General features: G+C 46.7%; 12 protein-coding genes and 1 tRNA gene. 4 read left to right on the forward strand and 9 right to left on the reverse strand.

Translation table 11 applies throughout. From position 1 onward, the window contains the following. Positions 1–147: 147 nt before the first annotated feature. Entirely contained in the window at positions 148–4,242 is a 4,095-nt protein-coding gene (locus H6629_13870) for a VCBS repeat-containing protein (protein MCB9068883.1), read from the forward strand. A gap of 99 nt (positions 4,243–4,341) precedes the next feature. Here the strand turns inward: H6629_13870 and H6629_13875 are convergent, their stop codons facing one another. The 7 genes from H6629_13875 to H6629_13905 all read right to left on the reverse strand — a co-directional run bounded on the left by H6629_13875 (position 4,342) and on the right by H6629_13905 (position 9,705). Next, entirely contained in the window at positions 4,342–5,781 is a 1,440-nt protein-coding gene (locus H6629_13875; protein ID MCB9068884.1) for a ferrous iron transporter B, read from the reverse strand. A 46-nt stretch (positions 5,782–5,827) separates the two neighbouring features. Beyond that, positions 5,828–6,619 carry a 50S ribosome-binding GTPase gene (locus tag H6629_13880; protein MCB9068885.1) on the reverse strand — a complete coding sequence of 264 codons (792 nt, stop codon included), beginning with the start codon at positions 6,617–6,619 and terminating at the stop codon, positions 5,828–5,830. Beyond that, positions 6,591–7,643 carry a metal-dependent transcriptional regulator gene (locus tag H6629_13885; protein ID MCB9068886.1) on the reverse strand — a complete coding sequence of 351 codons (1,053 nt, stop codon included), beginning with the start codon at positions 7,641–7,643 and terminating at the stop codon, positions 6,591–6,593. The genes H6629_13880 and H6629_13885 overlap by 29 nt, the downstream gene beginning before the upstream one ends. A 12-nt stretch (positions 7,644–7,655) precedes the next feature. Next, complete coding sequence (locus H6629_13890; GenBank protein ID MCB9068887.1) at positions 7,656–8,303, reverse strand: metal-dependent transcriptional regulator; 648 nt, start codon at positions 8,301–8,303, stop codon at positions 7,656–7,658. Positions 8,304–8,580: 277 nt separating this feature from the next. Continuing rightward, positions 8,581–8,653: transfer RNA gene (locus tag H6629_13895), tRNA-Gly, on the reverse strand. 118 nt (positions 8,654–8,771) lie between these two features. Further along, on the reverse strand, positions 8,772–9,020 hold the full coding sequence (locus H6629_13900) for a hypothetical protein (GenBank protein MCB9068888.1): 249 nt from the start codon (positions 9,018–9,020) through the stop codon (positions 8,772–8,774). 109 nt (positions 9,021–9,129) lie between these two features. Further along, a complete protein-coding gene (locus H6629_13905; protein MCB9068889.1) occupies positions 9,130–9,705 on the reverse strand; it encodes a hypothetical protein in 576 nt (191 codons plus the stop codon). Positions 9,706–10,102: 397 nt separating this feature from the next. Between H6629_13905 and H6629_13910 the strand changes: the two genes are divergently transcribed. Continuing rightward, positions 10,103–11,698, forward strand: coding sequence for a VanZ family protein (locus H6629_13910; GenBank protein ID MCB9068890.1), 1,596 nt, complete (start codon positions 10,103–10,105; stop codon positions 11,696–11,698). Here H6629_13910 and H6629_13915 read toward each other — a convergent pair. Then, positions 11,681–12,724 (reverse strand): glycosyltransferase family 9 protein, encoded by a 1,044-nt coding sequence (locus H6629_13915; GenBank protein ID MCB9068891.1) that lies wholly within the window; start codon positions 12,722–12,724, stop codon positions 11,681–11,683. The two genes, H6629_13910 and H6629_13915, sit on opposite strands and share 18 nt — an antisense overlap. A gap of 130 nt (positions 12,725–12,854) precedes the next feature. Here H6629_13915 and H6629_13920 point away from each other — a divergent pair, with 130 nt between their 5' ends. Further along, positions 12,855–14,087 (forward strand): anion permease, encoded by a 1,233-nt coding sequence (locus H6629_13920; protein ID MCB9068892.1) that lies wholly within the window; start codon positions 12,855–12,857, stop codon positions 14,085–14,087. A gap of 155 nt (positions 14,088–14,242) precedes the next feature. Next, a complete protein-coding gene (locus tag H6629_13925; protein MCB9068893.1) occupies positions 14,243–15,976 on the forward strand; it encodes a S8 family peptidase in 1,734 nt (577 codons plus the stop codon). A gap of 116 nt (positions 15,977–16,092) precedes the next feature. Here H6629_13925 and H6629_13930 read toward each other — a convergent pair whose 3' ends face one another. After that, the gene (locus H6629_13930) at positions 16,093–17,070 is read right to left on the reverse strand and encodes a radical SAM protein (protein MCB9068894.1); all 978 of its coding nucleotides are present in this window, start codon (positions 17,068–17,070) and stop codon (positions 16,093–16,095) included. Positions 17,071–17,249 lie beyond the last annotated feature (179 nt).

A 17,249-nucleotide genomic window follows, 5' to 3' on the forward strand; every position in this document is an offset into this window, starting at 1 on the left:
TAAATGCGCTTATTTGTTTGGCATTCAAATTGATTATATGAGCGTGTCGGTTTAGCTCAGCCAGAGCAATAGAATTTCAGCTTCAATCACCGTTTATCAATTGCAACTACAGGAACGATAGTGTTTACAGAGAAAGGACGAATTATCATGCGAATGTTACCAGAAACACAAAAATTTTTGAGCCTGGGAAATCGGCTTGTTTTAATGCTCATTTTACTAACTTCAATGGCGGTTGCGCAATGGAACAGGCAAAGTCCTGTGCCTACTTTTCTCGATGTGCGGGGTGTTGCGGCACCCACGGCGCAACGGGTGTTTATCGCAACGAATGATGATTCCTTTGATGACGGCGGTTCGCTGTTCGAATCGGGTGACGGTGGCGCAAGTTGGGTTCAGCGCGATGTGCCATTCAGTCTGGCAAGCCCGTTAAACGGCATTTTCTTTTTGAATGAAAATTTGGGATGGGTTTACGGTAACGATAATTATCGCACCACCGACGGCGGAACTACCTGGACGGCGCTTCCGGTGCTCGGATCAACATATTTTATGGAATTTTACACCCCGGATTTCGGCGTTACGACCGGCAATTTTGGCGTTTATGCGAGTCGCGATGGCGGATTGAATTGGGAGCCTTCGCCGGAAGGGATGTTTACATTTGCATTTGCTGATGCCCAAAATGGCATCGGCGCAGCTACCAGTGGCGTTTACCGCACCACCGACGGTGGCGTTACGTTTACGCTGGTTCAATCCGGCGATGCGGCTGCGGTAGCGTTCCTCTCCGGGTCCGTTGCGCTCGCCATTGTGGATGACAATTTCATGCGCTCGACGGATGGCGGGGCAACCTGGTCAACCGTTGTTTCTGCTGAAGGGCGCAGCGATTTGAAGGTGATTTCTGGCGATGTTGTGCTGGCATACGGACGTTCCGGCGTTTTCCCGAATTTCGATTTTCGCACATTCCGGTCAGCGGATGGCGGGCAGAGCTGGACTGATCTCGGGACCATTTGGCCGGATGGCGTTCTCGGTTTTGCGGTGGCAGATCCCCAAACGGTGGTTGCTGCAGATCCTCGCGGAAGCATGTTTCAATCAACAGATGCAGGGCAAAACTGGACCCAAACGTTCACATCGCCCGGACCGCTGCCGAGCTTTTTCAACAGCGCAGCGCCGGTTTTTGCGGACGCACAAACGGGGTATTTTGGCTATGGTGCCGGATTTGTCATCAAAACAATGGATGGTGGTGCATCGTGGTCACAAATTTCCAGTGGCACCGGTCAATCGCTGAATGATATCGATCGATTTCCGGACGGAAAAATGATTGCCGTCGGCGAGGGTGGCACATTGCTGACCAGCAACGGTGCATCGCCGTGGGTGCAGCACAGTGGCATTACACCCTTCGATCTGATGGCTGTTCAGGTTATCAATCAGCAGGAAGTTGTGGTTGTCGATGAAAACGGGCAGGTGTTCAGCAGCTCGGATGGCGGTGAAAACTGGCAGTCTTTTGCAACAACTCCGGCAGGGCTAAATGCCGTAAATCTGAAGTTTAGCGATTTGCAGAACGGCTGGCTGATCGGCAGCGGCGCGATTGGCAACGTCCTTTTTAACACAACGGATGGCGGCAACTCGTGGACAGCCGTCCAGGGTTTTGGCGGCACTTATGTATCCGTGGATATCGAGGGGCAAAGCGGATGGGCAGCAAATGTTGGCGGGCGATATTACCGCAGCCATGACGGCGGCACAACCTGGATTCAGGGTGACCTGCCGGGCTCTCCCGTGCGAATTTATGATATGGATTTTATCGATGAAGGCACCGGCTATGCTGTTGGGATGCTTGGATACGCTGCCCGCAGCGATGACGGCGGCGCAACCTGGGAAGTGCTACCGACACCCAATACCACCGATAATTTCACGGATATTTATCTGATCAGCGCTAACGAATTATGGCTGAGCACCAACGACGATGTCGCATATTATTCCGCCACCGGCGGTCAAAATTGGGCAGTGCTCGAAATTGGTTCCACCGGATTTGGTTCATTTTCAGCAATTGCGGCAAGCCCTTCCGGTGATGCATGGGTTGCCGGATTCTTGGGCTTTATCGAAAAATTCACCGGCCCGCCACCGCCGCCGCTCAACCGTCCGCCGGTTGCAGCATTCGATTTTTCAATTAACGGATTGTCGGTCGATTTTACCAGTACCAGCAGCGATCCCGATGGTTTTATCACCAATTGGTTGTGGGATTTTGGCGATGGCACCACATCAATCGAGCAACATCCGTCGCATACCTTCGCAGAAGCAAACACCTACATCGTCCGCCTGACCGTCACCGATGATGATGGCGCTACCACATCCACAATCCGGTTTGTTGTTGTTCAACCCAATCCGGGCGGCACTTTCGGCGATTTTACAGAGGTGACACCGCTCGATTCGCTGTTTGTCACACCGCCGGACGAAGATTTTTGGGTAATCACCACTGCCCCGGCAGATTTCGACAGCGATGGCGACCTCGATATCGCAGTGCTCGGCTACTATGTTGTGTATAACCAGAGCGTTGTCGATCGCCTCGTTCTCATTCGAAATGATGGTCCCGCGAGTGCGACAGAATGGGAATTTACATACATCGATGTGCCGTTGGGCAATATTTCTGCCGGATCATCCGACCTCGCATGGGGTGATGTGGATGGCGATGGCGATCAGGATCTGGCGCTCGGCAGCAACGGTGCAACGGTAATTTATCGCAACGATAACGGAACGCTCGTATTGACAGACACCGATTTACCGGGATATTGGGAAGAAAACGATCAGGCGGATTTCGACTTGAGATCCATCACCTGGGCGGATTTCGATAATGATGGTGATCTTGACCTGCTCCTGCCCTCTGTTTACGATGTGAACATATTTGAATATCGCACAAAGCTGATGCGTAACGATGGCAAAAACGGTACCGGCGGCTGGATTTTCACCGAAACGGATTCCGTTTTCGCACCGACTGTTCACGCACAAAGCGCCTGGGCAGATTTTGATCAGGATCAGGATCTCGATTTGTTACTCGTAAATATATCACCGCTGACTGACGACGGGTTTATCCGGCGCTATCGCAACGATGGCAACGGCGTTTTTGTTGGCGAAGATATTCTCGATAGTTTGACTGTTGAACACGGTGAAGCACAATGGGGAGATTTTGACGCTGATGGCGATTTTGATATCCTGATTGCCGGTCACATTAAAGAATTGGATGGTTCGTATAATACGGTGCTTCGTATCTATCGCAACGATAACGAAACCTATGTTCCTTTTGAAGTTATCGACTGTGTTCCCTGCGAAGGATGGTTCGATATTACCGCTGCAACCTGGGCAGATTACGACACAGATGGCGATATGGATGTGCTGGTTTCCGGGAACTATAATTCCGGTTCCCAAATTGAAGGACGCGCCAAAATATACGATAACAATGGCGGGACATTCATCGATTCCGGCAACGAACTGCCTGCCCCGCGTGCCAGCGGTTCACGCGGCGGAACCTTTTCGTGGCTCGATATCGATGGCGAAGGTGACCTCGATTATTTTATCGCCGGGCAATATTTTGTTCCGGGTGGCGGCGGACTTGTGGAAGCACAAATGCACATTTATCGCAACGATGCAGCCGGGCAAAATGTTGCACCCACATCTCCGGCAGGGTTGAACGCAGCCGTGCAAAGCGGTGGCACCGTACTGCTTTCATGGGATCCGGCGACTGATGATCACACACCCTCCGCAGCGCTCACATACGATCTGGATTTATTCCGGGATGGCACACCCGTTTCGTTGCCCCGCCGGTTGCCGGAGCCGGGAAATGTCAGCGCGGTGACCGAATGGCTGCTCAGCGGATTACCGGACGGCAGCTACGAATGGACACTCCGGGCAGTTGATGCCGCCTATAACGGCAGCGATATTTCGTCCGGGCAATTCAACATCGGTGTAACCGGTGTGAATCCGGTGGAGAATTTGCCCCGCGAATTTGCGTTCGACGAAAACTATCCGAACCCGTTCAATCCATCAACAACGCTGCGCTTCGCACTGCCCGAACGGACGACGGTTGAACTGGCTGTTTACAACCTCAACGGACAATTGGTTGATCGATTAATGAAAGAATCGTTGCCGGCAGGTGTGCACGAAGTGCGGTGGGATGCCGGCGGTGTTGCCAGCGGCACTTATTTTGTCCGGATGTCGACGGCAGGTTTCACCAAAACCCGCAAGGTGATGTTGGTGAAATAAATAGCACTTCTAACAAGTTTAAACCTTAGCCCGCGTGGAAAAATCTGCGCGGGCTATTTTTTTGTGCATTACATTATGATTGTTTTGTGCATAGTTTTTTCAGAATCCCATTCCGAAAATAAGTCGCCAAAATTGCGCCACAAAAAAGCAAAGCGCAAAGCCTAATCCCAACGGCAACAGCGTGGCTACGGTGGTCCATTTGACACTGTTGGTTTCTTTGTAAATGGTGTAAATCGTTGTGGAGCAAGGGTTATGTACCAAGCTGAATAGCATTAGATTTACAGCTGTTAACAGTGTCCAGCCGCCTGCCTGAAACACTGCGGAATAGGCAGATAAGCTATCGAACTCAAAAATAACGCCTGCGCTGTCGCCAAATCCGGTTAAATGCGCGCTCAAAACAGTCAACATGAGAATAGTTGGGATCACAATTTCGTTCGCCGGAATTGCGATAATATAGGCTAATAAAATCACGCCGTTTAAGCCTATCAGCCATCCCAAAGGTTGGAGGAAATGGATGATATGTTCCGCAACACTAAGCCCGGAAATGTGAATATTCGCCAACAACCAGATCACCGCGCCGGCGGGTAACGCAAAAACGATTGCCCGCCACAACACAAAAATGGTCCGGTCAATTAATGACGTATACAGCGTTTGCAAAATTCGGGGTGGACGATAGGGCGGTAATTCCAGACTAAAGATGGAAGCCTCGCCTTTTAAAACGGTTCGCGAAAGTGCCCACGAAATAAAAAACGTTAAAAAGATGCCCAGCAACGCAACCGCAACAACTGCAGATGCAGAAACCAATCCTGCCAACGCCGGCGGCGCCATTGCGCCGATAAACAATGTTGCGATCAAAATTTGGGTGGGCCAACGCCCGTTGCACAACGAAAAATTGTTGGTAATTATCGCAATCAGTCGTTCCCGGGGACTATCGATTACCCTTGCCGCAATAATTCCGGCTGCGTTGCAGCCATATCCCATAGCCATTGTCAGGGCTTGTTTGCCGTGAGCACCGGATTTCCGGAACATATTATCAAGATTAAAGGCTACACGCGGCAGATACCCGAAATCCTCCAGCAAAGTGAACAATGGAAAGAATATTGCCATTGGCGGGAGCATTACGCTAACCACCCACGCCATCGATAGATACATGCCATCGATGAGCACACCTGATAGCCACCAGGGCATCCCGATTTGAACCGCAGACTGTTTTAACAATGGGTGAAGCCAGTCCATCAAAATTTCAGCCAGATAGGCGGAAGGCACGTTCGCACCTGATACGGTTATCCAAAAAACGAGGGTTAGCATCAGCAACATTAACGGAAAACCAGTCCACCGGTTGGTCAGCAGATGATCCAGTTTTTGGCTCCAGTCAAAATGTGGCGGTTCGTCACTTTTACGAACGGTTTTTTCGGAAATTCGCCCGGCTTCTTCGTAAATTGCTTCCATTAAAGAATCATGCAAATTTTCGCCCAATTCCCAACGGAGGTTGCTGGCTTCTTCCAAAAGATCCGTGTTAAATTCTTTATGGTGTTTCATTTATATCAACCCTGATTAAAAACTCATTGTCATTATAATACAATGTTTATACTGTAGTTACCTTACCTACCAGATCCTGAAAATTGTTATCGCGGAGTGATTCTATAATTCGGGTATCGCCTTCCAGCAGCCGCAATGCAATCCAACGCGCGTTGGTTAATCCGGGATAGCGTGTTTCAATTTTTTTGGCGAGCCGGTTAATCACGTTTTGCAATTGCCCGGAACCACTTTGAATGCGTCGTGGCTGGCAAACATATTCGCCGGTGGCAACCTGGTCGATTGCTTTCAGTAATTCATCCAATCCTGTTTTTTGCCGGGCAGCGGTAGGAACAACAGGTATTCCCAGTTCTTTGGTTAACTGTCGCTCATCGATTATCAATTGATTACGCTTGGCTTCGTCTATCAAATTGAGGCATAGCACTGCTCGATCGGTAATTTCCAGAATTTGCAAAACGAGGTTCAGGTTCCGTTCCAAACGGGTTGCATCTGCCACAATCAAGGTGACATCGGGTTTGCCAAACAGGATGAAATTCCGGGCAACTTCTTCATCCGTGCTGGTGGAAAGCAATGAATATGTGCCTGGCAAATCGACGATTTTGTATTTTTTGTCATTATAGCCAAAACCGCCTTCTGCGCGCCCAACTGTTTTTCCGGGCCAGTTTCCGGTGTGTTGCCTTAGTCCTGTAAGTGCATTAAAAACAGTGCTTTTTCCCGTGTTTGGATTTCCGGCAAGTGCTACAACATAATCCCAGGAATCCATATCAATTCCCAGTTTTTTCAAATTTCCTATATGGTGTGCCGGGCAATTTTCACAATTTGCTGTCGACTGTGGTTTCATTTTTTCTCTCGATTTTTTGAATGTGAATAAGTTTCGCCTGCTCTTTTCGCAGTGCGATGGAAGCGCCTTTTATACGAAATGCGATCGGGTTACCAGACGCACTTTCCATCTCTTTTTGAATGATTGTGCCGGGAACGATGCCCAAATCCAACAATCTGCGACGATACTGTCCGTGAATTTCCCGGGAGATTCGCAGGACCTTTCCGGATTCACCGTTTCTCAAAACCAACAGATTTGCAAACGGTGTTTGCAGTTTTTCTTCCTCTTTCAGTAATTCAACGCGAATTTGAGCTGCTGCAATTAAAGGGAGCTTCTTTTTGAAACCGTCTGCTTTAAACAGAATGGAGCCATTTTGGTGCTGAACAGAATCTATTTGCATGCCCAAACAAAGTCCGTTTTCACGGATTTCCCGGTAAATATTTTCCTGGTCATCTTCAAATTGAACAATTTTGGCTGTCTGTTCTTTTCTGATTTCAGTAAGCAATAATCCTCGTTCGGAAGGCAGATCGCCCTTATTCGTCGGGATCGGTTTTCCGTGCGGATCGTATAGTGGGTGACCAAGCCGTTCGCTAATTTTTTCCGCTTCTGCACTATCCAATTTATGCTCCTGAAGGTCGGCTTGCGTATGCCATTCCAGATCGGAAGTTCCTGTTTCTTCTGCAAGATAGCTTTCCCAAATTCTGTGCAGGCGAATCATTCTTAAAGCATATTCGTTACCTTTTTCTGTCAGAAAAAACTGGTTGTTTTCGATGCTGATTAACCCGCCGCTTTTGAGCTGTTCAATCAATTGTACAACACGATCTTTTTTTAACGATAGCGTTCCGGCAATGCTGTTAATGGTGCAAGTGATTCGCCCGCGTTCGCATTCATAAATGTGTTTTAGCGTATCTTCCATATACGAACGCTGGCTCTGGCGCATTAAAAATCGCCAATGAGAAAGTAAGCCGTGCTTTGGCCACACCACAATCAGTCCGATAAAAATTACAATCGATGCGATGATGAGAGCATTAATCGGGTGAACCATAATTGATCCTTGTTAATAATGAGGTATTACCTTTATACTCGATACAATTGTGCCGGATACAGCCAAAAATGCTTTTCCATTTGTCAAAGTGTATACACTATTATCCGGCGTTTTGTCCTGAAGTGTCCAGGTTGTTCCTTTTGCAAACTGACGGGCGGTGTAATATTGCTCAAGTTCCGCAGTGAGTTGAATATCCTGAACACGGAATGAATGCCCGATGATAACATTTTTTAATTGAATCGCTTTCAAATGTTCGCCCCAATTCGGGATTGGCGATCCGTGTGGGTCTTTATCGGGAAAGCCTAAAAAGGCATCGATCAAATACATCAATTTATCAGATATCGCATGCTCCAGTTTTTCTGCTTCTTCGTGTAAAATCTGGTCATCCATTTTTAACACTTTTTCCAAAAAAGTTTCCACTAAGCGATGTTTTCGAATCAGTTTTCGTGCCAAGAAATCGCCTTTTTCAAGCAAGAGAGCGCCTTTGGTTTTGTCGTATTCAATCAATTCCATTTGTGAAAGCTGTTTAAACATCGATAATACCGTCGGTGGTTTCACCTGATACCAATCTGCTACCGCTTTTGCAGTTGCCTTAATTTGATCCCGTTCCATATACCAAATGATTTTCAGGTAATCTTCTTGGCTTTTTGATAATTCCATCAGCTTCTCAAATTATAACTTATAATAAATTATACTAACCTAATAAGTAATTAGTTTAATCTAATTTTATCGGCGGTGTTTTTCAACACTAAACGGAAAATTATTTTTTATAAATTTTAATAAGTAAGCAGGGAAGTAAGATAAAGGGAAATGACATTAGTGGATGACAAAACAAAGCAACTATAACAAAATATTAGAATAATTGTAATATTTTATCAAATTCTATTTTCTTTTAATGACACGTGCAAGCTGTTGTTTTTTATATGCTTAAACTCAGAGCGGGTGACGAGATTCGAACTCGCGACTCTCAGCTTGGGAAGCTGACACTCTACCAACTGAGTTACACCCGCTTGAATGGGCAAATTTACTGTTTTATGGTGATGCTGTCAAGTGTTTCGGGTAATATCCGCAGTTCGGGAAATTGATTTTCAGTGACACGTATTTCAACCACGCGAATGAATGCCCTTACTATTTTACGAGTAGCACAATGCCACCAATCGCCAAACCGACAATTGCCAAAGGAACAATCAATGCAAGTGCTGCAGGAATAATAATTAAAGGCAACGCTATCAAACCGATAACCCCACCGATAATTCCGAAAATAATTTTGAAGGGAAGTGCGAGCAGGAAGAATAAAGCCTCGAGCAGAACGCCAAAAAGCTTGAACACAACAATAAAAACACCAACAACAACAATCAGGGCTAATAATTCAAACATTTCTTCTCCTTCGTTCGTAATGGTTACAAAAATAATTACGAACGCCGGTGAAAAATGTTGCTCATTTCAGAGAATATCAACAAGAAGTTAGGTGTCCGGTGAGAAAAAATTAGTTGTCTTTTGGTAATTTTCTGCCGTACAGAATAATTGACGTTTCCAAAATGGCAGCTGCTAACAGTAGTGTAAACACATACTTAAGATAAAACGGCCACAAATCGGTGAGCAGGTTTAGTGTGTGCTGCCAATCCGAAAACATCAACTGCGCCTCAGCCAATTGGTGTGCCAGGCTAAAGCTGATGAACGCTGCCGGAAATTCCAGCCAGGCAACCGGATTCATCAAAATTTGCCAAATTCCCCGCCAACCCATCATTTCATAGCTCATTACGGCGACATTAAATCCGGTAAAAAACGCGGCAAACGGCGGCAAAATAACCAGCACGCCGGACAGAAAACTGGTGACTAAAGAGAAATTGTTCAGTGAAAAAATAATCAGAAAAACGGCCATTATATTTAAACCGTCTGTAAAATAACGGCGGGTCATTCGCAATATCCAGCGTGGATATCGCAACAAAAAATCAAGATTTCGGTCAACTGCGGTGGGTCCGAGGTAAATTCCTGCAAAAAACAGCATTGCCGAGAGGAAAAAATAGGTGAAATCGATCGTTTCAAAAAAATCTGCGAACATGGTTGCCTCAACTCAAAAGTGTTTATCATTTGGCAACGAAAAATGATCGTTGCGAATGTTGCAACCACAGTGGATAAACGTTGAGATGAATGATATTCGGGAAATGGTAAACAAATTGAAGATGAAAAAAATCGCAGTCTTACTGACCGTCGCAAATAGAGAAGCTAAATAGTTTTTTAGCACCTGTATCTGAGGCGGAAAACCCGATTGGTAACATATTTCAATAAGTTCACACGAAAAAATGTGAAAACATCTCAAAAACTGAAATAAAACCGCTGTGGTTTTTTGACGAATTTGTCGCTAAAATTAACGGCTTCAAATATGCAAACTTTATCATAGTATCAACTGTAAATATCGATAATTTGTAAGCTTAAGTCAAAAACTTTTTGGAATTTTTATGCATAAAAAAATATTTGCCTATTTATTGGGATTTTTCATTTTTTTCACGCTGTACAACACGCTCATTCCGTTTGAATTTGATGTGCCGTTTTCCGAATTGGGTGGGCAACTGCAAAAGATAAACCGCATTCCGTTTTTCGATGCGGATGGCGATCTGGTGTCGCTAACCGATATTGTGGGCAATATTTTTCTGTTTATTCCGTTTGGTTTTTTGTGTTACATGCTACTGTGGTATATGAAAAAACGGCATCGATTGGTGTGGTGCATTTTGGGTGGAGCAGCGCTGAGTTTTACAATTGAATTTTTGCAACTCTTTATTTATTCAAGAGATACGGCAATTCATGATTTGGTGAATAACACGCTTGGCAGCGCTATCGGTGCAACTGTTGCCGCAATTTATGCCACGCAGCTTTCCGAATTTATTAGCAAAACATTTTTTGATTTATTGAAAAATAAACCTGCTTTACTGATTGTCATTTTGCTGCTACTCGCGCAATCCGTTTCCGCAATCATGCCGTTTACTGTTTCGATCAGTGTATCCGGTTTTGTAAAAAGCGTGAAAGAGACAAACCTTGTGCCATTCACCTATCGTCCGCTGAGTGTACTGCTTTTTGACGATTACAGCAAAGATGCACAATTTCAGATGACCGATTCCGTTAAAGCCAAATTACAGCAATCTGATTTACCGGCTGATGTGGTTGAAAATCTGCGCAAATTTGACCAGCCGGAACCGCAATCGCGGCGAAAATTTTTAGATGCAATCAAGTCGGTTGTCGGTGGAAAAGCGCTGAAAGCGCATCGAGAAACCATACTGCAATTGGCGCAAATTCGCAGCGAAGAAACGATTTTTGATTTCACTCAAATGATTGAAAATATTATATTTTGGGCTATTGCCGGATACCTGATTTCACTGTCGCTGCTGCTGTATTTTCCGCAACTACCACGGGCAAATCTCATCCGCTGGTTGTTCCCGGTCATTTACTTTATTCTGCTCGAATTTGCTCAAATTTTTATAACTTCGCGGATCACGGATATCAACGATATTATCGGCGGTTGTGCGGGCGTTTACGCTGGATATTTGCTGTTCCGGTTGCTGCCACCGACAATCGCAGCAAACCGGCAACTGGACGTTTCGATGCTCAAAATCCCGGTGCTGCTATATGCCATTTTTATCCTGTTTTCCGGATTCCGCCCGTTCGATTGGTCGATGAATCCGGCGGTGTGGGGCAAGGATTTCGAGCAGGGAAACCTCATTCCGTTTTACGCCTATTTTCGTAAAACCAATTTGTGGAATTTGTACGACCTTGTGCGAACATTGGCCTTTTTTGCGCCGCTAAGTTTATATTTTAGCTATACGTTACGGCTTCAGCAAAAATCGTTTCCGGGGATTTTTATTTTGATGACGCTGGCCGGTTTGCTCACAGGAGCGTTGATCGAGTTTACCCAAATTCTGTCGCCGTCGCGAGTGGCGGAAATCACAGATGTGATCTCATACGGCATCAGCGGAGCATTGGGAGTTTTTGCGATGTATTATTACGAGCAGGAAGTGCGCCCTAAATTTGCGGCGGGAGATGTTTCAGCGGAGCAGGGTTGATAACGCATTGTTGATGAGCTGTTTCGTATTCGCGGAATCGTTCAGCAGGATGGAAAAATGGCGCTCACCATCGTTGTAGCCGTATTGGCGAATATTGGAGTCGATGAAAATTGTGAGTGTGGGAATGCCGAGCGCGACCGCCAGGTGCATCGGTCCGGTATCGCCGGAAACGAATGCGCGAAATCCCGCAAAAAATGTGGCGGTTTCGGTGAGCGGGGCTTTCCAGATTTCAGTGCGCTCGCGAATCCAGTCAGGATAATTTTGCAAATGCGCGGCATCTGCCGGACCGCAGGCGAAGGCTACCGGAACATCAGCGATGGCGCGGATCTGCTCATTCAATTCTGCAAAAATTTTTCCCGGTAATATTTTATTTCCGGTGGCACCGAGCCAGATCAGCACCGGCGATGTGTCGTTTTTCGATGGTGCTGCGGGCAACTGTAATCCGCCGGGATGAAATTTTGCAGCCGGATCGATAGCGCGCCACAGATCGATCATCGCATCGCTGTAATGCATCTGGTTGGATGATTTGACTGCAACATCATAATATTGTGCGCCAGATTTGGCATCGAAACCGATCAGCCAGCGCGGCTTGCAGAGTCGCCCGAAAATGGCTTGCGACAGCGAAAATCCGTCGGGATTGTTGGATGTGATCACCGCATCGAATTGCAGGTTGCGCAAACGGGAAATCAACGCCAGCATTCGCCACGGGCGGCGCATTAATTCCGATTGGTGATAAGCCCAAATGCGGTTCGCCAACGGCGGTTCAGCTTTTTCCAGCAACGCCGCAACCGGATGGTGCACCAAAAAATGCAGCTCAATTTGCGATCCCGATTCGCGGATGGCGCGCAGCAACGGGATCAGCAAAATACCGTTCCCAATGCGCTGATCCAGCCGGAAAACCAGCACCTTTTGCACCTCGCCCATCGCAGGCAATTGTTTGGACGGCGGCGCCAGCACTCGCGAAAGCGTCGCGTTCAACAATTTTTTGAACTTGCGTTCCAGTATTTTCAACGGTTTATCTGCCATAGCGCACCAATATACTTTGCGGCGGCATTTTCTCAAAAAGCAAAAGGAAAATTACGGGACGTTTGCGAACGCGGGTTTATTTGCTAAATTGGCGAGGTTTTGCAACTCAATTTTCAGAAACGCGGCGGCAATGGATAAAGTTCAACTGATTTTCTTTTTTATCAATGGTTTTCTGGTTTCGCGATTGTTTATCAAGGTTAAATTGCCTGAGCGCATTGTTTACAGCCTGGTTGATCGCCGTGAACTGTCGCCGGGCAGGGTGTTGCTTTATGTTATTTCGCTTTCCGCGATGTTTTCCTTTTTTATCCCGAATGCGATTACCGTTCTAACGCTGCTGCCGATTTTGGAGTTGTTGCAGCGGGCGTATCGCAACAGCGAATTTTCGGAATCGAGCATTGCCACAATGTTGGTGCTGGCAGTCATTTACGGTGCGAATATCGGTGGGATGGGGTCGATTACCGCATCGCCGGCAAACGGGATTTTGGCAACATTTCTGGCGTTCAATCCTGTTGCCGGAGCTGCAAATATCACTTTTGCATCGTGGCTGGTTTGGGGCATTCCGCTGGTCATCATTTTCACGCTGATTGCATGGTTGATTTTGCTGGTGATGTTTCGCCCCGGACGATTTGGAAAAGCCGGAATTGAGCTGCCGTTTCTGCCGGAAGCGATCGAATATCCCCACCAGAAATTGGCGATTTGGCTTACAGCCGCATATTTTGTATCGTCCATTTTACTCTCCGCGCTGTTGATGATGCTGCCGGAAAATGAAACCGAAATTTTGATGATTACCGGCGTGTTAACTGTTGTTTTTATTGGATTTCTGTTTTTGACTCCAATGTCCCCCGGCAGTACCGGAACGTTGAGATCGCCGTTGCTGCGCATTGCCGATTGTTACAGCAACCTGCCGTTGCGCGGATTTGTTTTTGTGGGTGTTGCGGTTGTGTTGGGCGTGGTGATGTATTTTCTGAAAGTCGATCAATATTTTGGGGAATTGCTGCCGCATTTGTTGCCCGATCATCTGCCGGCAATCGTACTGTTGCTGCTCATCGCGCTGATTACGTCGTTTACCACAGAAATTTTGAGCAATACAGTTGTGCAAATAGCGATGTTTTTGATGATTGTGCCGCTTTCCGCGACGATGGATTTTCCTGTGTTACTGGCGTTGATTGTCACTACGTTATCGTGCACATCGGCGTTTATGAGCCCCATCGCCACGGGTGTGAACGGGCTGGCTTTTGGCGGGATTCCCGGTGTTTCCGTTTGGCGAATGCTGGTGGTCGGATTACTGATGAACATCGCAGGTGCCGTTTTGCTCAGCTTGTGGGCGTATTTTGTCATTGGTGGAATTTATGGGGGAAATTAGCCCTTGTAAACCGATTGATGGTTGGTTTTTGGCGGATTATTTTTATATATTTTATCGAATTCGTAAACCAATATAATTTTCAGGCGTCTAAATTATTGTTAAATGAATGGTGTTTTAAATAATCCGTGATCACTGATTTTTTCTGAGGGATTCTCATGAAACATTTGTTATTAACTATTGTTTTTGTTTGTTTTGCAGCCGGTATTTCGTTTGCCGATAACGCAGTAATTACCCAAAAAATGAATCGGGTGCTGGAAACAGCTTCCCCTGAAGAGCCGGTTTCCGCATGGATTTATTTTACGGATAAAGGTGCATCGCTGTCCAAAGCGCTGGCAACTGCGGAAGCCAATCTCACTGAAAAAGCGTTGCAACGGCGGTTGCGCAATCGTCCGGCGGATCAGTTGGTTGATCGCTACGATGTGCCGGTAAACGCGGAATATGTGCGTATTCTCCGCCAAAACGGGGTGGAAATTCAGCACAAATCGCGCTGGCTAAACGCCGTTTCCGCAACAGCTAAACCGGCTATTTTAAATAGCTTGACAAGTTTGCAATTTATCAAAAAAATTGATGTAATCCGTTACACAAAAGTGCCGGAATTGGTGGAAGCGGAAATCCAGCCGGAACTGCAAAAATCGACCAAAACCACGTTGCTCGACTATGGATCATCGCTGGATCAAAATGTGCAGATTACCACAAATGTTATGCACGATCTCGGCTACAGCGGTGCCGGCGTAACGGTGGCGATGCTCGATGCCGGATACAACAATCTGGAGCACGAAGCGTTGCAGCATCTCAATATTACCCACACCTGGGATTTTGTCAATGGCGATGAAAATGTGGATGATGAAGCTGGGCAAATGGGCACTGGATCGCACGGCACTTATACGCTCAGCACACTTGCCGGTTACAAACCTGGCAATCTGATCGGTCCGGCTTACGGAGCTACTTTCCTGCTCGCCAAAACGGAAAATACGGATTGGGAACACAACGTTGAAGAAGATGACTGGGTTGCTGCCGCTGAATGGGCGGACAGCCTCGGTGCAGATATCATCAGCAGTTCGCTCGGTTATTGGGATTTCGATTTTGGCGAACCCCGCCAATATACATGGGAAGATATGGACGGCAACACCGCAGTGGTAACCATCGGTGCGGATATCGCCGCAAGTCGCGGCATTCTGGTGGTCAATTCTGCCGGGAATTCCGGCGATGTCGCAGAACCTGCGAACACGATCGGCGCGCCATCAGATGGCGATAGCGTGCTGGCGATAGGTGCAGTATCATCCACGGGTTCGCTAGCCGGATTCAGCTCTCGCGGTCCATCTGCGGACGGACGTATCAAGCCGGATGTTTGCGCCAGAGGCGTGAGCACTGTTTGTGCCAGCGCATTCAGCCAGACGGGCTATGCTGCCGTAAATGGCACATCACTGTCCTGCCCGTTGGTTGCGGGTGCGGCTGCGCTCGTTTTGGAGGCGAATCCGGGATTGTCAAATATGGAAATAATCGATGCGTTACGCTCCACCGCGGATAACGCTGCAACGCCAGATCGCGATTTTGGGTGGGGAGTTATTGATACTTATGCTGCCAGCAACTTCCTTTCGGGCATTGGAAATAACACCAATTTGCCGGAAAAAATTGAACTTTATCCGGCGTTTCCGAACCCGTTTAACCCTGCAACGACCATCAATTATGCGTTGCCGGAAGCCGAGAATATTGAGCTTTCGGTGTTCAATTTGCTCGGTCAGCGCGTTGCGGTGCTGTTTAAAGGTCAGCAATCTGCCGGTGAATATCGCCAGCGTTGGGATGCGGGAAATCAGCCGGCTGGTGTTTATTTTATTGTGCTGGAATCCGGAAAAACCCGGCAGGTGCAAAAAGCCGTATTGCTGAAGTAGTTGTAAAATATCAATTTAAGATGCATCAAATCACCAAAAAACGCCCCGCACATTTACGGGGCGTTTTTTTTTATTTGAAACCACCCGTTATAAAATTCAATGTTCGTTTATTCGGATTACCCAAAAATGGGCGTTGCTTTCGGATCAGCTAATTTTTGTTTCGGGCGCCAATTATCCAAAAAACTCATTTGCTGAACGCAGGTGACGCTGCACATCGGGCTGCATTTTTTTGCAGTGTTAAACTCCCGCTGAATATCATGTTGCGAATATTCCAACAGTGGAATGCCGGGATAACCGCGCTGCTGCGAACACCAGTGAACCAAACCCAGTTCACAAATATACAAATATCGTGCGCCCGCACGGCACTGCCAACGGTTCGGTTTTCCGGTAATTAAATTTTGCTGGAATACAAATTTGTTAAAAAAATGAACCCGAGATTTTGTTATTTTGCCAATTTGTTGATATGCTTTTATCTGCTTTGGGCTTAACGGTTTGAGAATGCCGTGCTCGTTGTGAACCAGTCCCACAGAATGAGAAAATCCTAAATCGCACGCTTTTTGGGCAATGGCAATTGCATCGTCCGTTCGTTCATCCGAAATACCTAATACCGAGTTTATATTGACCTTAAACTCAGCGATTTCTGCCAATAATTTTAGCTTTCTATCCAGCACTTTTAGGCTTTTCATGGAAATTTCGTCCGGCTGAATATTGTCGATGCTGATCTGTAATTCATGCAAACCGGCTTCGTTCAATAATTCGATGCGTTCTTTGGTCAATAAATACCCGTTGGTGATGATTGTGGAAACAAATCCTAAGCTGTTGATATATCTGATGATACGGTCAATATCCGGGTGAAGCATCGGTTCGCCGCCGGTTAGGGTGATCGCGAAAGTATTCAACCTGGCCAGTTTTGTGATACGTGATTTGAGGGCGTCGAATGGGATGGGTGCGGAAAAATTATCATATTCGTTGCAATATGCGCAGCTCAGGTTGCATCTGCGGGTGACCACCAATTGCGCCAGCAACGGATTGTTTTTTGATGAGATGGCATGCCAGAGAAACCGCAATCCCTTTGCATAAATGTCGTGTTTCATTTTACCCCCAAATGGTTATATTGCATGATATATTGATAAATAAACGAGATATTCCCGATTATAGCGGCAACTGTGGGGGCAAATTTTTAAAGCGTGTACAACAACAAAACATTTCGGAGAATCTTAATTTCGGTGGTTTACTGCACCCCAGAAAATCGTTCTCACCTGCGTTATTACAT

The sequence above is a fragment of the Calditrichia bacterium genome (genome assembly GCA_020634975.1).
GTDB lineage: Bacteria > Calditrichota > Calditrichia > RBG-13-44-9 > J075 > JACKAQ01.

Coding starts and splice junctions, on each gene's coding strand:
- H6629_13870 (MCB9068883.1), top strand. CDS start 148: ATGCGAATGTTACCAGAAACACAAAAATTTTTGAGCCTGGGAAATCGG.
- H6629_13875 (MCB9068884.1), bottom strand. CDS start 5,781: ATGAAACACCATAAAGAATTTAACACGGATCTTTTGGAAGAAGCCAGC.
- H6629_13880 (MCB9068885.1), bottom strand. CDS start 6,619: ATGAAACCACAGTCGACAGCAAATTGTGAAAATTGCCCGGCACACCAT.
- H6629_13885 (MCB9068886.1), bottom strand. CDS start 7,643: ATGGTTCACCCGATTAATGCTCTCATCATCGCATCGATTGTAATTTTT.
- H6629_13890 (MCB9068887.1), bottom strand. CDS start 8,303: ATGGAATTATCAAAAAGCCAAGAAGATTACCTGAAAATCATTTGGTAT.
- H6629_13900 (MCB9068888.1), bottom strand. CDS start 9,020: ATGTTTGAATTATTAGCCCTGATTGTTGTTGTTGGTGTTTTTATTGTT.
- H6629_13905 (MCB9068889.1), bottom strand. CDS start 9,705: ATGTTCGCAGATTTTTTTGAAACGATCGATTTCACCTATTTTTTCCTC.
- H6629_13910 (MCB9068890.1), top strand. CDS start 10,103: ATGCATAAAAAAATATTTGCCTATTTATTGGGATTTTTCATTTTTTTC.
- H6629_13915 (MCB9068891.1), bottom strand. CDS start 12,724: ATGGCAGATAAACCGTTGAAAATACTGGAACGCAAGTTCAAAAAATTG.
- H6629_13920 (MCB9068892.1), top strand. CDS start 12,855: ATGGATAAAGTTCAACTGATTTTCTTTTTTATCAATGGTTTTCTGGTT.
- H6629_13925 (MCB9068893.1), top strand. CDS start 14,243: ATGAAACATTTGTTATTAACTATTGTTTTTGTTTGTTTTGCAGCCGGT.
- H6629_13930 (MCB9068894.1), bottom strand. CDS start 17,070: ATGAAACACGACATTTATGCAAAGGGATTGCGGTTTCTCTGGCATGCC.